General features: G+C 37.9%; 15 protein-coding genes and 3 pseudogenes. 13 read left to right on the top strand and 5 right to left on the bottom strand.

What is annotated here, in order from left to right:
* Positions 1 to 182 precede the first annotated feature (182 nt).
* From J2Z23_RS16395 to J2Z23_RS16380, 4 genes are all read left to right on the top strand, one after another.
* Entirely contained in the window at positions 183 to 1,592 is a 1,410-nt protein-coding gene (locus J2Z23_RS16395; RefSeq protein ID WP_209974580.1) for an MDR family MFS transporter, read from the top strand.
* A 57-nt stretch (positions 1,593 to 1,649) separates the two neighbouring features.
* Positions 1,650 to 2,267, top strand: coding sequence for a sugar O-acetyltransferase (locus J2Z23_RS16390; RefSeq protein WP_209974578.1), 618 nt, complete (start codon positions 1,650 to 1,652; stop codon positions 2,265 to 2,267).
* A 168-nt stretch (positions 2,268 to 2,435) separates the two neighbouring features.
* The gene (locus J2Z23_RS16385) at positions 2,436 to 3,209 is read left to right on the top strand and encodes an alpha/beta fold hydrolase (protein ID WP_209974576.1); all 774 of its coding nucleotides are present in this window, start codon (positions 2,436 to 2,438) and stop codon (positions 3,207 to 3,209) included.
* Positions 3,210 to 3,261: 52 nt separating this feature from the next.
* Positions 3,262 to 4,617 (top strand): MATE family efflux transporter, encoded by a 1,356-nt coding sequence (locus tag J2Z23_RS16380; RefSeq protein ID WP_064468163.1) that lies wholly within the window; start codon positions 3,262 to 3,264, stop codon positions 4,615 to 4,617.
* Between the two features lie 178 nt (positions 4,618 to 4,795).
* Here the strand turns inward: J2Z23_RS16380 and J2Z23_RS16375 are convergent, their stop codons facing one another.
* Together J2Z23_RS16375 and J2Z23_RS16370 are read right to left on the bottom strand one after the other, a co-directional pair.
* A complete protein-coding gene (locus tag J2Z23_RS16375; RefSeq protein WP_057984988.1) occupies positions 4,796 to 4,987 on the bottom strand; it encodes a YbxH family protein in 192 nt (63 codons plus the stop codon).
* A gap of 68 nt (positions 4,988 to 5,055) precedes the next feature.
* A complete protein-coding gene (locus tag J2Z23_RS16370; RefSeq protein WP_057995848.1) occupies positions 5,056 to 5,415 on the bottom strand; it encodes a DoxX family protein in 360 nt (119 codons plus the stop codon).
* 216 nt (positions 5,416 to 5,631) lie between these two features.
* Between J2Z23_RS16370 and J2Z23_RS16365 the strand changes: the two genes are divergently transcribed.
* From J2Z23_RS16365 to J2Z23_RS16345, 5 genes are all read left to right on the top strand, one after another.
* Positions 5,632 to 6,420, top strand: a complete 789-nt coding sequence (locus tag J2Z23_RS16365) for a gluconate 2-dehydrogenase subunit 3 family protein (protein WP_174517079.1) — start codon at positions 5,632 to 5,634, stop codon at positions 6,418 to 6,420.
* 15 nt (positions 6,421 to 6,435) lie between these two features.
* A complete protein-coding gene (locus J2Z23_RS16360) occupies positions 6,436 to 8,151 on the top strand; it encodes a GMC family oxidoreductase (protein ID WP_209974574.1) in 1,716 nt (571 codons plus the stop codon).
* A gap of 170 nt (positions 8,152 to 8,321) precedes the next feature.
* Complete coding sequence (tatA, locus tag J2Z23_RS16355) at positions 8,322 to 8,543, top strand: twin-arginine translocase TatA/TatE family subunit (protein WP_057984994.1); 222 nt, start codon at positions 8,322 to 8,324, stop codon at positions 8,541 to 8,543.
* 12 nt (positions 8,544 to 8,555) lie between these two features.
* The gene (gene tatC, locus J2Z23_RS16350; protein ID WP_057984996.1) at positions 8,556 to 9,290 is read left to right on the top strand and encodes a twin-arginine translocase subunit TatC; all 735 of its coding nucleotides are present in this window, start codon (positions 8,556 to 8,558) and stop codon (positions 9,288 to 9,290) included.
* 129 nt (positions 9,291 to 9,419) lie between these two features.
* Positions 9,420 to 10,025, top strand: a complete 606-nt coding sequence (locus tag J2Z23_RS16345) for a class I SAM-dependent methyltransferase (RefSeq protein WP_057984998.1) — start codon at positions 9,420 to 9,422, stop codon at positions 10,023 to 10,025.
* A 279-nt stretch (positions 10,026 to 10,304) separates the two neighbouring features.
* Here J2Z23_RS16345 and J2Z23_RS16340 read toward each other — a convergent pair whose 3' ends face one another.
* A complete protein-coding gene (locus J2Z23_RS16340; protein WP_209974572.1) occupies positions 10,305 to 10,679 on the bottom strand; it encodes a hypothetical protein in 375 nt (124 codons plus the stop codon).
* Between the two features lie 462 nt (positions 10,680 to 11,141).
* Between J2Z23_RS16340 and glmS the strand changes: the two genes are divergently transcribed.
* Both glmS and J2Z23_RS22820 read left to right on the top strand, forming a co-directional pair.
* Positions 11,142 to 12,944 carry a glutamine--fructose-6-phosphate transaminase (isomerizing) gene (glmS, locus tag J2Z23_RS16335; protein WP_057985002.1) on the top strand — a complete coding sequence of 601 codons (1,803 nt, stop codon included), beginning with the start codon at positions 11,142 to 11,144 and terminating at the stop codon, positions 12,942 to 12,944.
* Between the two features lie 274 nt (positions 12,945 to 13,218).
* Positions 13,219 to 14,778, top strand: a pseudogene (locus J2Z23_RS22820) (IS3 family transposase).
* 85 nt (positions 14,779 to 14,863) lie between these two features.
* Here the strand turns inward: J2Z23_RS22820 and J2Z23_RS16315 are convergent.
* Both J2Z23_RS16315 and J2Z23_RS16310 read right to left on the bottom strand, forming a co-directional pair.
* Positions 14,864 to 14,953: pseudogene (locus J2Z23_RS16315) on the bottom strand (DMT family transporter); the annotation flags it as partial.
* Between the two features lie 11 nt (positions 14,954 to 14,964).
* Positions 14,965 to 15,066 (bottom strand): annotated as a pseudogene (locus J2Z23_RS16310) (DMT family transporter); the annotation flags it as partial.
* Positions 15,067 to 15,959: 893 nt separating this feature from the next.
* Between J2Z23_RS16310 and J2Z23_RS16305 the strand changes: the two are divergent.
* Entirely contained in the window at positions 15,960 to 16,637 is a 678-nt protein-coding gene (locus tag J2Z23_RS16305) for a response regulator transcription factor (RefSeq protein ID WP_057986341.1), read from the top strand.
* On the top strand, positions 16,634 to 17,644 hold the full coding sequence (locus J2Z23_RS16300; protein WP_057986342.1) for a sensor histidine kinase: 1,011 nt from the start codon (positions 16,634 to 16,636) through the stop codon (positions 17,642 to 17,644). Before J2Z23_RS16305 ends, J2Z23_RS16300 begins: the two co-directional genes overlap by 4 nt.
* Positions 17,645 to 17,740 lie beyond the last annotated feature (96 nt).

The raw sequence follows: 17,740 nt of genomic DNA, 5'->3' as shown, positions 1-17,740 counted from the left end.
TTGATACCATGCCTAATCCAGAATTTGCAACTAAGTTCTGGATTTTTTTATATGGTTGGTTTTTAGCAATATTGTGATTTTCCAGGTGAAGTGGTGGGAAGCAATAGTGAACTCTGTTAAAATAGCATCATATATATCTTTTAGAGACACGAAATAATTTAATGGATGAAAGAAGGGGAAATATGCCATCTGAACAACCAACACAGATAAACAAATTACCGATTATGATCGTACTTATATCTGGCGCTTTTGTTGCGATTTTAAATCAGACATTATTGGCTACGGCTTTGCCACATATTGCATTAGATTTGCAGATTGAATATAGTACGGTTCAATGGCTGCAGTCCGCATTTATGCTGGTGAATGGGATTATGATTCCGATTACAGCCTTTTTAATTGGCCGTTTTACAACGAGAAAATTGTTTCTTACCGCTATGGGACTATTTGCTTTAGGGACTGCAGTCTGTGCGATAGCAACGAACTTTCCCATATTATTAACAGGGAGGATTTTACAGGCATCTGGGGCAGGAATTATTATGCCTTTAATGCAGACGATTCTATTTTTAATTTATCCAATAGAAAAACGGGGTTCCGCTATGGGAATGTTTGGTATGGTGATTGCATTTGCCCCCGCAATTGGCCCAACTTTATCAGGCTGGTTGGTTGAACAATTTCCGTGGAGAAGTTTATTTTACGTCGTTCTTCCGATTGCACTAGTCGATATTGCGATTGCCTATCTAGTTTTGAAAAATGTAACGAAGCAAACATTTCCGAAGGTAGACCCCATTTCTATTATCTTATCAACCCTTGGTTTTGGTGGTTTATTATATGGATTCAGTTCCGCTGGTAGTGGTGGATGGGCAAGTATGCATGTGATCCTTTCGATGGTGATTGGCTCGATCACGTTAGTGTGGTTTATTTTAAGACAATTGAAGCTAGAGCAACCTATGCTGGAATTCCGAGTTTTTAAAAATAAAACATTTGCACTCACGACTGCACTAGGAATGGTGACATTTCTTTCGATGATTGGTGCAGCAGTCGTTCTTCCACTTTTTATGCAGGATATGTTAGGTTTTACTGCGCTCTATTCTGGTTTAATGTTGTTACCAGGAGCGATAATTATGGGAATCGCCAATCCCATTACAGGCCGATTGTTTGATAGATTTGGTGCAAGGTATTTAGCTATTATCGGTCTTACGATTCTTATTATTACGACCTTTATGTTTACCGTGTTTGATGAACACACAACGTTTGCATATTTAGCAATTGTGAATGCTTTTCGAATGGCGGGGATTGCGATGGTGATGATGCCAGTTACAACCGCAGGACTCAATCAATTGCCTAAACAATTAATTCCTCACGGCACAGCGATGAACAATACTATGCGACAGGTGGCAGGTGCAGTTGGAACAGCTTTACTTGTTACGATCATGTCTACAACAGCTCGCCCAAATGAAGGAGTAAATGGCGCTATTCATGGGGTGAATATGTCATTTATAGTAGCCGGTATTTTTGCTGTTATCGCTCTTGTACTAGCATTTTTTATTAAAAAACCACAGTACACGGAAATCAAGCAACAGGAGAAAGCTTAATATTAAACAGATTAAATCAGTGACCGAATAAAAATGATGAATAAGGGGAGAGATTGGATGGATATTAGAGAAAAAATGAATAATGGTAAAATTTATTGCTGTAATGATGAAGAAATATTAAGTGAGCAAATGCAATGTTTAGAGATGCTCTACGATTTTAACCAAACTAGACCATCTGAGGGAGAAAAAAGAAAAGAAATTTTACAGAAATTGTTTGCTGAAGTAGGGGACAATGTGCATATCGAGCCACCTCTTCATGCAAACTGGGGAAAATTTACTCATATTGGGAATGATGTGTATGCTAATTTTAACTTAACATTGGTGGATGATACAGATATTCATATCGGCCATAATGTCTTGATTGGGCCAAATGTGACGATTGATGCTGGGACACATCCGATTCATCCGGAATTACGACGGAAGGCGGCACAGTATAATTTGCCAGTCATTATTGAGGACAATGTTTGGATAGGCGCAGGTGCCATTATCCTACCTGGTGTTCGAGTTGGGGAAAATACAGTCATTGGTGCAGGAAGTGTTGTTACAAAAGATATCCCAGCTAACGTCATTGCAGTAGGAAGTCCTTGCAAAGTAATGCGAGAAATTAATGACCATGATTTAAATTTTTATCATAAAACTAGAAAAATAGAAGCTGAAGATCTAAAAGAGTTTTAAATTTGTTGTGAGATAGAGAGGGAGCATTCCTCTCGTTCACTGCATTTTTTTTATGTTCCTATCTTAAGCAATTTTATCGATCCCTTCTAATCTACATATGCTAGTTCTAATAAATTTGTAGTATATTTATAGTAGTTGTATATAAGAAGAAAAAGACAGGGGATATGTATGTTTATAAAGGAAGCAGGGGGTAAGACTGGGTCACTACTTGTTTTTTTACATGGTGGTGGAGTAAGTGGCTGGATGTGGAATCAACAGCTAGAATATTTTAATCGCTATCATCTTTTTATCCCTGATTTACCGGGGCATGGACAAAGCAGAGATGAGAGTGACTTTTCCATTAAACAGACGGCCAATGATTTAAGCAAATGGATAAAAGAAAAAGCTGCTGATAAAAAGCTGATTGTTGTTGGCTTTTCACTAGGAGCACAAATATTAGTGGAAATATTACATCAGGAACCAGAGCTGATTGACTACGCAGTTATAAATAGTGCGCTTGTTAGACCAAATGCGCTTTTACATCGTTTTATTCGCCCCATGGTAAAATCAACTGCATTTCTGGTGAAAAATCAAACTTTTGCAAGGATTCAGTCCAAAGAGTTATACATAAATGAGAAGGATTTTACGGTTTATTTTCAAGAAAGTAAACAAATGAAGACAGAAACGCTGATTCAAGTACTGCAAGAAAATATGAGTTATGCACTACCGAAGGATTATCACAAGGCAAGGGCGGAAATCTTAGTAACTGTCGGTGAAAAAGAAAAGAAAATGATGCGGAAATCTGCTGAGGATCTTGTGCATGCACATCCTAATAGTAAAGGAATTATTTTTCCAGATGTGGGGCATGGCATCCCCCTTGCAGCTCCCGATTTATTTAATCAAACCTTGGATGCATGGGTGAATAAGCAGCCACTCCCAGATCAGTTGAAATACCTTCTATAAGGTTTGCAAGATGTTTTAACAGATGCTTGACATCTAGAGAGGAGCCGCAGCGGTGATTAAAGATATGACAGAGGGGCACCCGTTAAAGCTAATTTTTGCCTTTACGGTGCCTATGCTTATAGGTGGTTTGTTTCAGCAGTTTTATAATGTAACGGACAGTTTAATTGTAGGAAACTTTGTTGGCTCGCGAGCTTTAGCCGCTGTCGGGGCGACAGGGTCTACCTTATTTTTTATGCTTTCTCTTACATTAGGGCTTACGAATGCTTTTTCGATTGTGATGTCTCAATATTTTGGTGCTAAGAATGAACAAATGGTAAGAAAAACTTTAGTAAGCTCCATCTATATTACGATCGTCTGCACAATTATACTATCTCTATTTGGGATTTTCGGTGCACGACCACTAATGATTCTTTTAAAAACGCCTGCTGATATTATCGATGATGCCACAATCTACATACAGATTTGTATTGGTGGGGGAGTGGGATTATTTGTTTATAATGGGGCAGCTGCAGTACTGCGGGCGGTTGGAGACAGCCGAACGCCATTATATTTCTTAATTCTATCTTCTGTTCTAAATGTGTTATTGGATTTATTATTTGTGATTGTATTTGGAATGGGAGTGACTGGGGTTGCAATTGCGACCGTGATCGCACAAATCATCTCTGCTATTCTCTGTATCCTCTATATTTATAAAACGTTTTTTATTTTTCGTGTTTCGAAATCAGAATGGCAACCACATTGGGGAAATATTGGGTTGATTTCTAAAATTGGCTTACCAATGGGATTGCAAAGTCTCTTAATTTCTGTTGGCGAAATGGTTGTAAGTGGTGTTGTTAATACCTTTGGGACCAATGCCGTTGCGGCTTATACAACAGGACTTAGAGTACAGCAGTTTGCTACACTTGCCTATTTTAATATCGCTCAAGCCTTTGCCACATTCGCTGCCCAGAATTTAGGTGCGAAGAAAACGGATAGAATTGAAGATGCTTTTAAAAAAGTAGCGTTTATTTCCATTATTTTAAGTGTTATCTCATCTATTGCGATCTTCTTCTTTGGCGATTCAATTGTTAGCTGGTTTATAGCAGATGATGATGCCTATCGAGATATAATTATTAAAATGTCTACTGAATTCTTAGTGATCAGTGCTTACTTTTTTCCATTCTTAGGATTAATTTGGCTTTATAACAACACATTGCGCGGGATGGGAGAGGTTCCGATTCCCTTGATATCCAGTATTGTCGAGTTAGTATCCAAGATAGGACTTTCGCTTATCTTAGGAATGATGTTTGGCTATCTTGGTGTTTGGTATGCAGGCCCGATTGGCTGGGCATTAGGATTAATCCCATCTTTCATCGAATATCACCGTAAAAGATGGCATCGCCTGGCAGATCGGATTGTCGGAACATAAAGATGGATGATAAATTTTAAAAAGTGGAAAAGGGGGAGTGTGCTTGGCACAGTTCCCCTTTACCTTATTACTAAGAGTGGCTTATTGCGGAAGTCCTGAACTATAGAAGAAATCCAAAAAGTGGGTTACCGGCGCTTAGCCTGTTTGCAATCCCCTCCCAAGGTCAGCTATGCAAAAGTTACAATCCCTTTTCCTCACAATATTCCTCTACAAGCTTTTCAATTTGGTCAAGTTCTGGATATTTCCCGGAAAAGGAAAAATTAATTTCTTCTACAAATTCTCCATCTTTATAAACATGAATGGCACCATTTTGGGCGATCACACTATGTTCCGGTTCAAAAATATATCCACCCCGTTCAATTGCTCCCATAAATGCAACACTCCCTTAAAACCTTTTACCGCATACTATCCCCTAACTTTCAGTATTCAAACACAACGTTATTCCGTTGCCCACTTATACAAGATAATCAACAAAACAAACATTGTGATGTCTAGTCGTGCTTCAAACAGAAATTGTATGAAGTCTGTTGAGAGGATGGGAATTTTCGTGATGATTAAGGCCGCAATCATAATTGCCATTAAAGGAATGGTCGCAAGTTTCGTTGCAATATTGAATAAAAGCAAGATACCGGCAATGATTTCTGTAAAGGCGACGACATAAAGCGTGATCTCTGGAAAAGGTAATCCTAGTTGGATAAAAAAGTCTCCAAGCTCTGAACTAATGAGTTTCATTAAACCTGACACGATAAAAACATAGGCAACCACATAACGCAGATATTTTAATGGAAAATGGGTCATTCTAGCTCCCCCTTTATAAATATTTCTTTCGTCTATTCCACTATATGCAGCTAATTGGACAAACAGGACTTGGTTAGAGAGAGCCGTAGGAAGCTCTCATTTATGAATCAAAATTGGAGTGAAATCACTTTCATTGTAAAAATCTCCCCTTTTTATGCGTAATTTCCCTGATATTGTAAATAATACTTTTTAACATTCACTGAAAGGAGTATGAGAATGAGCGAGCAGGAAAATAAAAAGGGTATGACCCGAAGAGAGTTTATTCGTAAAGGTGGATATGTTGCTGGAGGTGTTGTTGGGGGTGGAGTTTTAGGTGGACTTATTACCCAACAAACTTTAAAAACGAATAAAAAGGGTGAAACTAGCCCTCAGCAAGATAATGGAAAAGGTGCGGAAGTAAGTTATCAACGTGCAATGATGTACTTCTCTAATCCGGAAGAATTTACCGTTCTTTCTCAGGCAGCAGAGCGAATTTTTCCAGCTGATGATCTTGGCCCAGGAGCGATTGACCTAGATGTCCCCTATTATATTGACCATCAATTAGCTGGTACATGGGGAAACAATGCACGTGATTACATGTTAGGGCCTTTTTATCCTGGGTTAGAAACGCAAGGATTTCAATCACATTTGCGCAGAAATGAGATTTTTAATCAAGGAATTTCCAAAATCCAATCCCATAGTCAAGAAAAATACAAGAAAAAATTTACGGAATTAAGTGAGGAAGAACAAGATAAAGTTCTGACGGATTTCGAAAAAGGCAAAGTGAAAATGGATGGAGTGACCTCAAAAGATTTCTTTACCTTATTTCGCATGGCTGTTCTAGAAGGTGTATATGCTGATCCGCTTTATGGTGGAAACCGTGATATGGCGGCTTGGAAAATGAAAGGCTTCCCAGGTAATCAAATGAGTTATTTAGATAAAATCGAGGCAACTGATTTTTTAGAAATAGAGCCAGTTAGCTTAACAGCACATATGCCGGCGCAAAAGAAAAAGTCTAATGGTTAAGAAAGGATGATGGATGTGGCAAAAACTTTACCGAAAACAGATGTGGTCACTGTTGGAGTAGGCTGGACGGGAGGAATTATCGCAGCTGAGTGTGCCAAAGCGGGACTAAAGGTGATTGGGTTGGAAAGAGGCGGCGATAAACGAAACTCTGAAGATTTCTCAATGGTACATGATGAATTACGATATGCCATCCGTTATGACCTTATGCAGGATGTATCGAAGGAAACCATTACTTTCCGAAATAAGGGAGACCAACGGGCATTGCCGATGCGTCAATTAGGATCGTTCCTCCTTGGGGAAGGTGTTGGAGGTTCAGGAGTTCACTGGAATGGACATACTTTTCGTTTCTTGCCTTATGATTTTGAAATTAAGACAAAAACGATTGAAAAATATGGGAAGAATAAGATTAAAAAGGACTATCAGATTCAGGATTGGGGGATAACGTATGATGAATTAGAACCCTATTATGATAAATTTGAAAAAACATGTGGACTATCTGGTGAGCCGAACCCTTTAGGGGGAAAGCGAAGTTCAGATTATCCTACCCCACCGATGAAAAAAACCGTTATAACAAGAAAATTTAGGGAGGCGGCGAAGGAAATGGGACTCCATCCTTTCTCTTTGCCTTCTGCCAATTTATCAGAGGACTATACGAATCCAGATGGTGAAAAAATAAATGCTTGTCAATATTGTGCTTTTTGTGAGCGATTTGGTTGTGAGTACGGGGCAAAATCAAGCCCGAATGTAACGGTTATTCCAACGGCTAAAAAAACAGGAAACTTTGAACTTAGAACACATGCCAATGTCGTAGAAATTATTCATAAAAATGGAAAAGCGACAGGCGTTAAATATATCGACACTCTTAAAGGGGAGGAATATATTCAGCCTGCTGATGTTGTCGTTCTAACCAGTTATGTGATGAATAATAATAAGCTTTTACTCGTATCCAATCTAGGTCAACCATATAATCCTGAAACAGGAAAAGGAGTTATTGGGAAAAATTATTGTTACCAAATGGTACCAGGCACAACTGGGTTTTTTGAGAAGGAACGTTTTAATTCTTATATGGGAGCCGGCTCCCTTGGTGAAGTTGTTGATGATTTTAATGGCGATAATTTTGATCATAGTGATCTTGATTTTATCCATGGGGGCGCACTTGTAGTCAGTCAGGCAGGATATCGACCAATTGGTAATAATCCTGTACCAGCAGGAACGCCTTTATGGGGAAAAGAATTTAAACAAAAATCAATTAAGTATTATACAAGAACGATATCGGCGAGCTATGAAGGAGCATCCATGCCATACCGATATAATTACTTAGATTTAGACCCGTTGTATAAGGATATTTATGGGGTGCCGCTACTCCGAATGACGTATAATTTCACAGACCAAGATCGGAATCTATATGATTATCTAGGTAAACAAAGTGATAAAGTGATGAAGGAAATGGGCGCAGATACTATTCAGAGCCAAGGGAAATTAGCAGATTATGATATTGTTCCTTATCAGACTACCCATAATACTGGGGGTGTCATCATAGGGGATGATCCATCGATTTCCGCGGTGAATAATTACTCGCAAATGTGGGACGCTGATAATGTATTTGTTGTTGGAGCATCTTCCTTTGCTCACAACAGTGGATATAATCCAACTGGTACTGTGGGAGCCTTAGCTTATCGAGCTGCAGAAGGGATTATTCAGTACAGCAAAAAAGGTGGGCAATTAGCCTAAAAGAAGATGTATAGAAGAAATTTTGATAAAAGAAATAACACTGCGAACTAGAGGAGTCTTGACTAAGACCGATACTTTTGTGTCGAACCATGAGGTTAGCACACTATATCTTAACATTTCATGGTCCTCTTGCTCCGCCGATTCGAACACAACTAGAAAGGAGTGCAACTATGTTTTTTCAATCGATTGGAGTCCCAGGATTAATTATCATCCTTATTATCACATTGATTGTATTTGGTCCAAAGAAATTGCCAGAAATTGGCGCCGCATTTGGAAAAACTTTATCGGAATTTAAGAAATCAGCCAATGAAATTATGGGGTCAGATGGAACAGAAAAACAGGATAATCTTCCTCCAGTAGAAGTTACGGCATCCAAGCCAACGAAGGAATAGGGGTTTTCTTATATGGATGAAGAAAGAGCATTAACAGAACACTTAGGAGAACTTCGCAAGGTGATCATTTATTCTGTTCTATTTATTGGTATGTGTTTTGTTATTTTTCTAATCTTTACACAGAAAATGATTCCGATTGTGACAAAAGAACAAAAACTCACTATGTTAGGGCCATTAGATGTTATTCGATTTTACACAGGGATTGCAGGCAGCCTCAGTCTAGGGGTGTCTGCTCCCTTTATTGGCTTATTAATTTGGAAATTTATTCGTCCCGCATTAACAGATTTGGAGAGTAGCAAAGCATTGAAATTTATCCCGGCAATGCTTGTCAGTTTTGCAGGGGGGATTTTATTTGGTTTCTATGTGGTGTTCCCATTCTCTTATCAATTTTTACTGAACTTAGGAACAACCAATTTTGAAATGATGATTACAACTCAAAGTTACTTTTCCTTTTTGTTAATGACGACAATCCCAATGGGTTTTTTGTTTGAAGTTCCTTTCATATTAATGTTTTTAACAGCTGTGGAAATCTTAACTCCCGAACAATTAGCTAAATCACGAAAATATGCATATGTTGTATTGGCGATCGTATCGGCGATCATTACACCACCTGATTTTGTTTCCCAATTGATTGTACTAATCCCCCTGTTTATCTTATATGAAATAGGTATTGGCTTATCAAAAGTCATATTTCAAAAACGACAAAAAGAAGCAGCAATGCAGGCAAACCGTTTGCCACAAACATAAGTTTATACCTGAATCCCTCATCCTTTTGTATGAGGGATTTGTTCTTGTGAAAAATTATATTAGAAAGTAATTTTACGAATTCTTTATTTGGGGAATAAGGGAAATAATAATGTAGTGAGGGTGAGATGGATGTTGGAGACAATCAAACAAAATTTTAAACAACCGAAGGGTTTAATTGGTAAGCTGATTGGAAAAATAATGGCTGCAGAGAATAAAACATTAAATGAATGGACGATTGAACAATTAAAAGTCCGCCACGGCGATCATATTCTTGAAGTAGGCTATGGCCCAGGATATAGTATGGAATTTTTAGTGAAGCATTATCGGAATGTGAGCGTCGATGGTATTGATATTTCGAAAGCGATGAAAGATGAGGCAACTCACCGGCTAAAATCGCAGGTGGAGAAAGGGCAAATTCGACTAGAGACCTCTGATATTTCAGACGCGAAACTTCAACCAAATAGCTACCACAGAGTACTGGCTGTTAATACTTATACGTTATGGAAAGATAGACAAGCCGGCCTTGAAAACATCTATCAGGCAGTAAAACCAGGTGGAAAAATTGCGATTACAATGCAACCGCGGCAGGAAGATGCACGGCTTCATAAGACAAAGCAATTCGGAAAACAAATCCGAACTGAGTTGAAATGGAGTGGCTTCCAGCAAATCAAAGTTCGCTATAAAGAGATCCCACCAGTATTAGTAGTTTGCGTTACGGCTTTGAAACCAAAATAGAAAAGGATGCAAAAATTCTAGAAGTGTTCTATACAAAGAAAGTCAGCTTACAGTTTATAAACGTTATAACGAACTGGGGAGCTTTGCTGCTGGTGGAGCATCAGATTCGGGAGAGGGGACGATCCAACCGAAGCTTGTCGTACAATTGCCAAATATAGCGGCGAATTATGACAATCTCCTTTTTATCAGAATGGGCATCTATGCGGGGGATGATCACGATCAATGTCTTCCAAAAATTTCGCTATAGATCATGATAGCGAAATTTTTGTTTGGGGAAGATTAAGTAGAATGTTTCTTCTTGATGGCTTGATAGCTATACGTAATAATTTGATAGATAATCCCAAGTGGTGCGAGAAAAACGGAGAAAATGTAAAAAAGTAAGCTGAAGAGGAATTGAAATTGATAATCTAAATAACTTAAAGCCTGACTGTGTTTTATTTTGTCCATGATTTTAAAACCGATTAGAAGATCAAAAGGAATTTTAGCAAAAGGAAATAGAACCCCCATCAGAACAAACAACAAAATATATTCTTCAAGATCCCCCGTAAAATAAAAAAGTATTAAAAAACCCCCGGTTAATAAAAGACTTATGCCATACGAGCGAAGGAAATAGGTAAGCGGCAGCGGCCTTCCAAAATGTCTTTTGTGTTCCATGCAATCTCGCCCCGAAAATTAATAGTTGAATATGATTGTCCCCTTATTATATACGATCTTAATATATCGATGGTTTCATCACTTCTTCTAAACGATTTTTACAAAAATAAGCAGAAAAATATTTTCTGCCATTTTTCTTCACATCTTGACCAATTAAAAAGTAATATAGTATGATAGATTTTGTTTTCCACTCAAGATTTGAAAGGAGCCTAGAGGATTTTTTAAATAAAGCGCCAGAACTAATCTGATCGGAATCTAAGATTAGTTGACGAGGTGGAGGTTATCGAATCTTCGGCGGATGCCTCCCGGCTGGGACACACAGTCGAATTGTCTTTCTCAAAACATCGAGGCGACTCAGATGGACAAAAGAAAGATGATGTGCACATATTAGACAAACATCTAAAGAAAGGGGGTAAGTATGCCCCCATGCTGCTTACCTCCTTTTCACGGGAGGAATAATAAATGTGCGGAATTACAGGTTATATTGGACATGAAGATGCTAAAGAAATTTTATTAAAAGGGTTGGAAAAACTTGAATATCGCGGTTACGATTCTGCAGGAATTGCTGTGATGAACGAGTCGGATGTGCAAGTTTTTAAAGAAAAGGGACGAATGGCGAAGTTACGTGAAGTCGTGGATGAAAAAATCACAGCCCAAGTGGGAATCGGTCATACGCGGTGGGCGACACATGGAGTACCAAGTCAGGAAAATGCCCATCCCCATCAAAGTGCCTTAGGCCGCTTTACTTTAGTCCATAATGGTGTCATTGAAAATTATACAGAACTGCAACAGCAATACCTACAAGATGTAACTTTCTTAAGTGATACAGATACAGAAGTGATTGTTCAGCTTATAGCGATGTTTTCTGAGGAAGGGCTTGAGACAATAGAAGCTTTTCGAAAAACCTTAACATTATTAAAAGGTTCTTATGCGATTGCTATGCTTGATCAAGCAACACCGGATACCATTTTTGTAGCGAAAAATAAAAGCCCGCTCTTATTAGGAGTCGGGGAAGGCTTCCATGTTGTGGCAAGTGATGCGATGGCGATGCTTCATGTCACCGATTCTTTTATTGAATTGATGGATCAAGAAATCGTTATAGTGAAAAACGATCAACATACTATTCAAACACTTGCAGGAGCAACAGTGACACGGCAACCTTATCAAGCAGCGTTTGATGCAAGTGATATTGAAAAAGGGACCTATCCACACTATATGTTAAAAGAGATCGATGAACAGCCAGCGGTTATGAGGAAAATTATCCAAGCGTATCAAAACGAACAGGGTGACTTGACTATAGACGATGATATTATTGAGGCTTTGCGAGCAGCAGATCGACTTTATATTATCGCTTCAGGCACAAGTTATCATGCTGGACTTGTTGGCAAACAACTAATAGAAAAAATGGCAGAAATCCCTGTAGAAGTCCATCTCGGCAGTGAATTTGCCTACAATCCTCCACTGCTTTCTGAAAGACCATTATTTATCTTTATCTCACAAAGTGGAGAGACAGCGGATAGTCGTGCGGTGCTTGTAAAATTGAAGGAATGGAATTACCCTTCTTTGACGATCACAAATGTACCAGGTTCCACTCTTTCTAGAGAGGCAGACTATACATTGCTTTTACACGCAGGACCAGAAATTGCCGTCGCATCGACAAAAGCTTATACTGCTCAGCTTGCCGTCTTATCGATTATTTCTTATGTCGTAGCGCAAAACAAGCAGATTCATCATAGGTTCGATTTAGTTCAAGAACTAGGAATTGTTGCCACAGCGATGGAAGCTTTATGTGATGCTAAAGAAGAATTTGAAAAAATCACCATAGAATTTTTGGCAACAACGCGCAACTGCTTTTTCATTGGTCGAGGCTTAGATTATTTCGTCTGTCTAGAAGGAGCTCTAAAATTAAAAGAAATCTCCTATATTCAGGCTGAAGGTTTTGCAGGGGGCGAACTCAAACACGGAACAATTGCTCTCATTGAAGAAGGCACACCAGTTATTGCGATTGATACACAGAGAAACGTCAGTGGAAATATTCGAGGCAATGTAAAAGAAGTGGCTGCCCGTGGCGCCAACACTTGTCTAATAGCCATGGAAGGAAATCACAATTCTGAAGATCGCTACGTACTCCCAGAAGTACATGAATGGCTGACTCCATTCATCTCCGTACTACCACTGCAACTCATTGCTTATTACGCCTCCCTTCATAGAGGCTGTGATATCGACAAGCCGCGGAACTTGGCTAAGAGTGTGACGGTGGAATAACAAGGATTTGATAGGTTGGTTGTTGTCTCCCTGTAACTCCCTTGTTCCCAACGTAACTTTGTTCTTCCCTGATGGAACTCGATTGGTATCCGGAGTAGAAAAAATGGGCGGAGAGAAGAACGGAAGCACGTAATATTCCGATGGTTTTTCAATAACAAATCAATCGGCTTTGCCAATACAAAATCAACAAAAATTCAGGCTGGATCCAATATGATATGCTCCCTCTATGGTAGACAGATTAAAAAAAATCTGTTTTGCCTTAAGGGGAGTTTTTATGTCCAACAAAGTTTATTCCAGTCAGTTTAAGCAGGAGGTTGTGACAGCTTATAAGAACGAAGACTTTTCTGTTAAAGAATTAACTGAAAGATTTCAAATACCTAAAGTTACTTTATATAAATGGGATAGAGATATTTGAGAAAGATGGAGTAAATGGATTTGAGAATTCTAGTACATGGAAATCATATCCTAAAGGGTTAAAAGAAGCAGCTGTGCGAGATTATTTATCAGGGGAGTACTCCCAATATGAGATTGTTCGAAAGTATGAAATTTCAAGTAGATCTGTCCTCCAGAGATGGATTAACAAGTATAATAGTCATAGAGAGTTAAAAGATACGTCAAAAGGAAGGACCGGCTCTATGACTAAAGGGAGAAATACTACTTGGATTGAACGGATTCAAATTGTAATGGATTGCTTAGGGAACGGAAAAGATTATAAGAAAACAGCTGTGGATTATGAAGTATCTTATCAACAGGTGTATCAATGGGTCAGGAAGTACGAAAAAGGTGGAGATGAAGCTCTTAAAGATAATCGAGGAAGAAAAAAAGATGAATCAGAGCTAACTCCAGAAGAGAAAATTAAACTACAGATGACCAAGTTGGAGAGAGAAAATGAACGGTTACGTGCGGAGAATTTATTCTTAAAAAAGTTAGAGAAGATCGAAAGGAGGCGAAAATAAGCCAAATCCGATTTGAAGATAAGTATATCGCTATTCAGGAGCTTCATGAGAAAGAGAATTTGAGCATCCTTCTACTTTGTGAAATTGCCGATATTTCACGATCTGCTTACTATAAATGGCTTAATCGTACGCCTTCTGTTCGGGAACTTCAGAATGAAGCAATCATAAAAGAGATAAAAGCTCTCCATGCGGAAGTTGATGGCATATATGGGTACCGTCGAATGACACTAAATATGAACCGTAAGTTTGACCGGAATTTTAATCATAAGCGTATTTATAGATTGATGAAAGTCTTTGGGATACAATTTGTCATTCGAAAAAAGAAAAAAACTTATAAGCGCTCTACCCCCCAACATGTGGCGGAGAATGTGTTGAATCGTGAATTCACAGCAGAAAAGCCAAACGAAAAATGGGTGACGGATGTCACAGAATTCAAATATGGTTCCTCAAAGAAGGCGTATTTAAGCGCTATTCTCGATCTGTATGATGGATCAATAATTAGTTATGTTTTAGGACATTCCAATAATAATAACCTTGTGTTCAAAACGCTTGACCAAGCAACGGAGTTTTTAAATGGGGACCATCCACTCATTCATAGTGATCGCGGATTCCAGTACACCTCTCATGGTTTTAAACGAAGAATAGACAAAGCAGAGATGACACAAAGTATGTCACGAGTCGGTAGGTGTATTGATAATGGACCAATGGAATCTTTTTGGGGAACACTCAAATGTGAGAAGTATTATTTACAAAAGTATGAAACATTTGAGGAATTGTCTAAAGCAATAGAAGAGTATATATCGTTTTATAATTACAACAGATATCAAAAACGACTAAACGGCTTCAGCCCTATGGAATATAGAGCTAAAGCCGCTTAAATAATTTTTACTATTTCCACTGTCTACTTGACAGGGGGCAGTTCAAACCAGTTAACATGGTTAAAAATGTCGTTTCAATTGTTCAGGCTTTGCGACTAAATGTTCCATTGATGGATGATTGTGCGCTTAATGTGATACCAGCTAATAAGGTAAATAGAATCATTAATATATCCATTATTAGACCTCCTAGTAAATTAATATAAGGGCAATTATCATTGAAATAACTGCAAATATTTTTTCTTTATTAATTCTGGTTTGCTTCATACCAAGCCAACCAAAATGTTCAATAACCTAGCCAGAAAATGATCAAACTTTTTTATATAAATTGCATAGTGTTTCACAAAGAATTAACCCGTATTGATCATTCTATTTTCAAAATGGGTTAATTTTATTTAACGTAAAATATAGGTTTGTGAGGTATCTTTGATCAAACTTTATTTTCAGGCAACAATCTTTGTTGATTTAAAATAAAGTCGCGACGTTTATAAAAAAGTTGCTAAGCTTTGCCCCTTTGGATATGATTATCAAAAGGGGTGTTTTTGTGTCGAAAAGAAAGAACATCTAAAATTGATAAGTGGATTAAAGAGGGGCGAGAAGTTGGCAGTGGGGTAGATTATCAGCCTTAGGTCGGTCGACAAAATTAAAAGGTATAAAAATAGGCAGACAACATGAGGTTTTATTAGATTTGGAACAAAACTATTTATATTTAACTGAATTTTCCGTTATTTATTATCGATGGCAAGCAATTCAATATTGTTGAGGTAGAACGTGAAAATCGTTCTCTATCGATTCTCATTTTATCATCATCTACTATTCATCACTGGCATCCTATTTATAATAAATAACTTGTGAATCTTATTAATGACAATGGCACTTGGACGAGTAAATCATTAAAGATTATTGAAAATCAGGATGTTATTGTGATGAAGGCGAAGCATAGTTCTAAAGGTATTCGTCATAGGAACGAAATAGTGTTAAACAAGTTAATTTAACAAATTTCTATAAAATTAGTGTTCTTTCACAATCGGTCTTTTAATGGAATAACAAATCTAAAAGAAAAAGGATATTTATATTGGGGAGATTGTTCAATGAAAGTATGGGCGTATTAATGGATATAAAACATTATGGGGTTCAAGGGTTCAGGAATTTTTTAGAAAAATGTTCGGGGAGGGGGATGTTACTTGAAAAGAAGCGTGTTATATATTGAAGATAGTGAGAAAATAGGCAGTTGGGTAATAGAAGAATTGGAACAGCGAGGGTTTTCGGTTCGTTGGCTGCTTTCTGGTGAAGGTGCCGAAGAAGAAGTAAATCAGCATGAAATAGTTATCTTGGATATCATGTTACCTGGTTTAGACGGATTTACTGTAGGAAAACGATTAAAAAAGGCAGCTCCTGCTGTTCCAATATTGCTCTTATCTGCTCGAACTTCAATAGATGATAAGGTCGATGGTTTACAATTTGCTGATGACTATTTAACGAAACCCTTCCATACGGATGAATTAGTTGCAAGATTAGAAGTATTAATCCGTCGAAGTGGTGGTATACATTCTGAACGAATTACATTAGGAGATCATATTGAAGTGGATCCAAAAGTCCAAATGGTATATGACAAACGCACTGGAGAAGAAATTATATTGACAGGGAAGCAACATCAAATTTTGATGTACTTCTTGCGCCATCCTAATCAAGTGTTACCAAAAGAACAAATTTATGAAGCGATTTGGAAGGAAACTTACATAACTGGTGATAAAACATTAATGGTGCATATCCATCGACTACGTCAAAAGTTGGAACGGTATCCAGATTCCCCGGAGATTATTGAAACGTTGAAGGGAATAGGCTATCGGGTAAAACGATGAAACAGACTAGATCATTATTTCATCGTTTTCTAATGGGACATTTTCTATTTATCTTTCTTCCTCCAATTGTGCTAATTTTCTTTTCTGCGTTCATTGGATTTTCGGGTGTCAATGAAGAAGGTCTGAATACGTTAAATCTATTTTACATTATACTACTTTTGTTTGGTTTTATTATTGTCGCATTTGTTGTCATATCTTGGCTTTTCTTCTTGAGACTTCGTAAACGTCTCACCCGCTTACAGGAAACCATGTCATTTTCTGCTAATAATAACTCATTTCCTAAACCAGTATCTGTTCAAACAGATCTTATGGATGAAATAGACCAGTTAGGAAGTTCCTTTAATTGGATGATTCAGCAGCTTGAAGACAGCCGTAAGCGAGAATCTGAAGAGGAATTATTACGACATCGACTCATTGCGAATGTATCTCACGATTTACGAACGCCACTTACCATTTTGAAGGGACATGTCACCAGATTAAATAAAGAATCAATGAGTTTAGAAGGACAAAACTCATTAATAGAGATGAACCATACGATTACAAGAGTCGGAGATCTAATGGATGATTTACTTTCCTATACATTGCTTACATCAGGGAAACATCCTTTTCAACCCACTTCAACAGATATTGTACGTTTAGTAAGAGCATCAGTTGCTGCGTGGTATCCTATATTTGAAGAATTAGAAATTCAGTTCGATGTTGATTTACCGCCAGAGACGACTTTTTATTGGGTAGCAGATCCCAAATGGATGACAAGAGTTCTGGACAATTTATTTCAGAATATCCTCCGCCATGCAGCAAAAGGAAAGTATGCAAACATTGTAGTTGATGTAGAAAAAGAACAGATCATTGTTGCAGACAGAGGTCCAGGTATGGATCACTCATCCTATGAGCGTGGGGCGGGAATTGGATTATCGGCTTCAAAATATATGTTGAAAAAAATGAAGCTGAAAGCTGACTTTATATCAACTGAAAATGGCACAAGAGTTGTTATTGGCAGAGCTTAACCTAAAGTTAACCCAGAAGTAAACAACATGATAACTAAGATGTAACTTTGCTTCTTTATAATGAGAACCATAACAGAAAGGAAGTGTTATGGTTGC

This window comes from Lederbergia galactosidilytica, from assembly GCF_017873565.1.
Classification (GTDB): Bacteria; Bacillota; Bacilli; order Bacillales; family Bacillaceae_C; genus Lederbergia; species Lederbergia galactosidilytica.
This window is presented reverse-complemented; position numbering and strand designations above follow the sequence as displayed.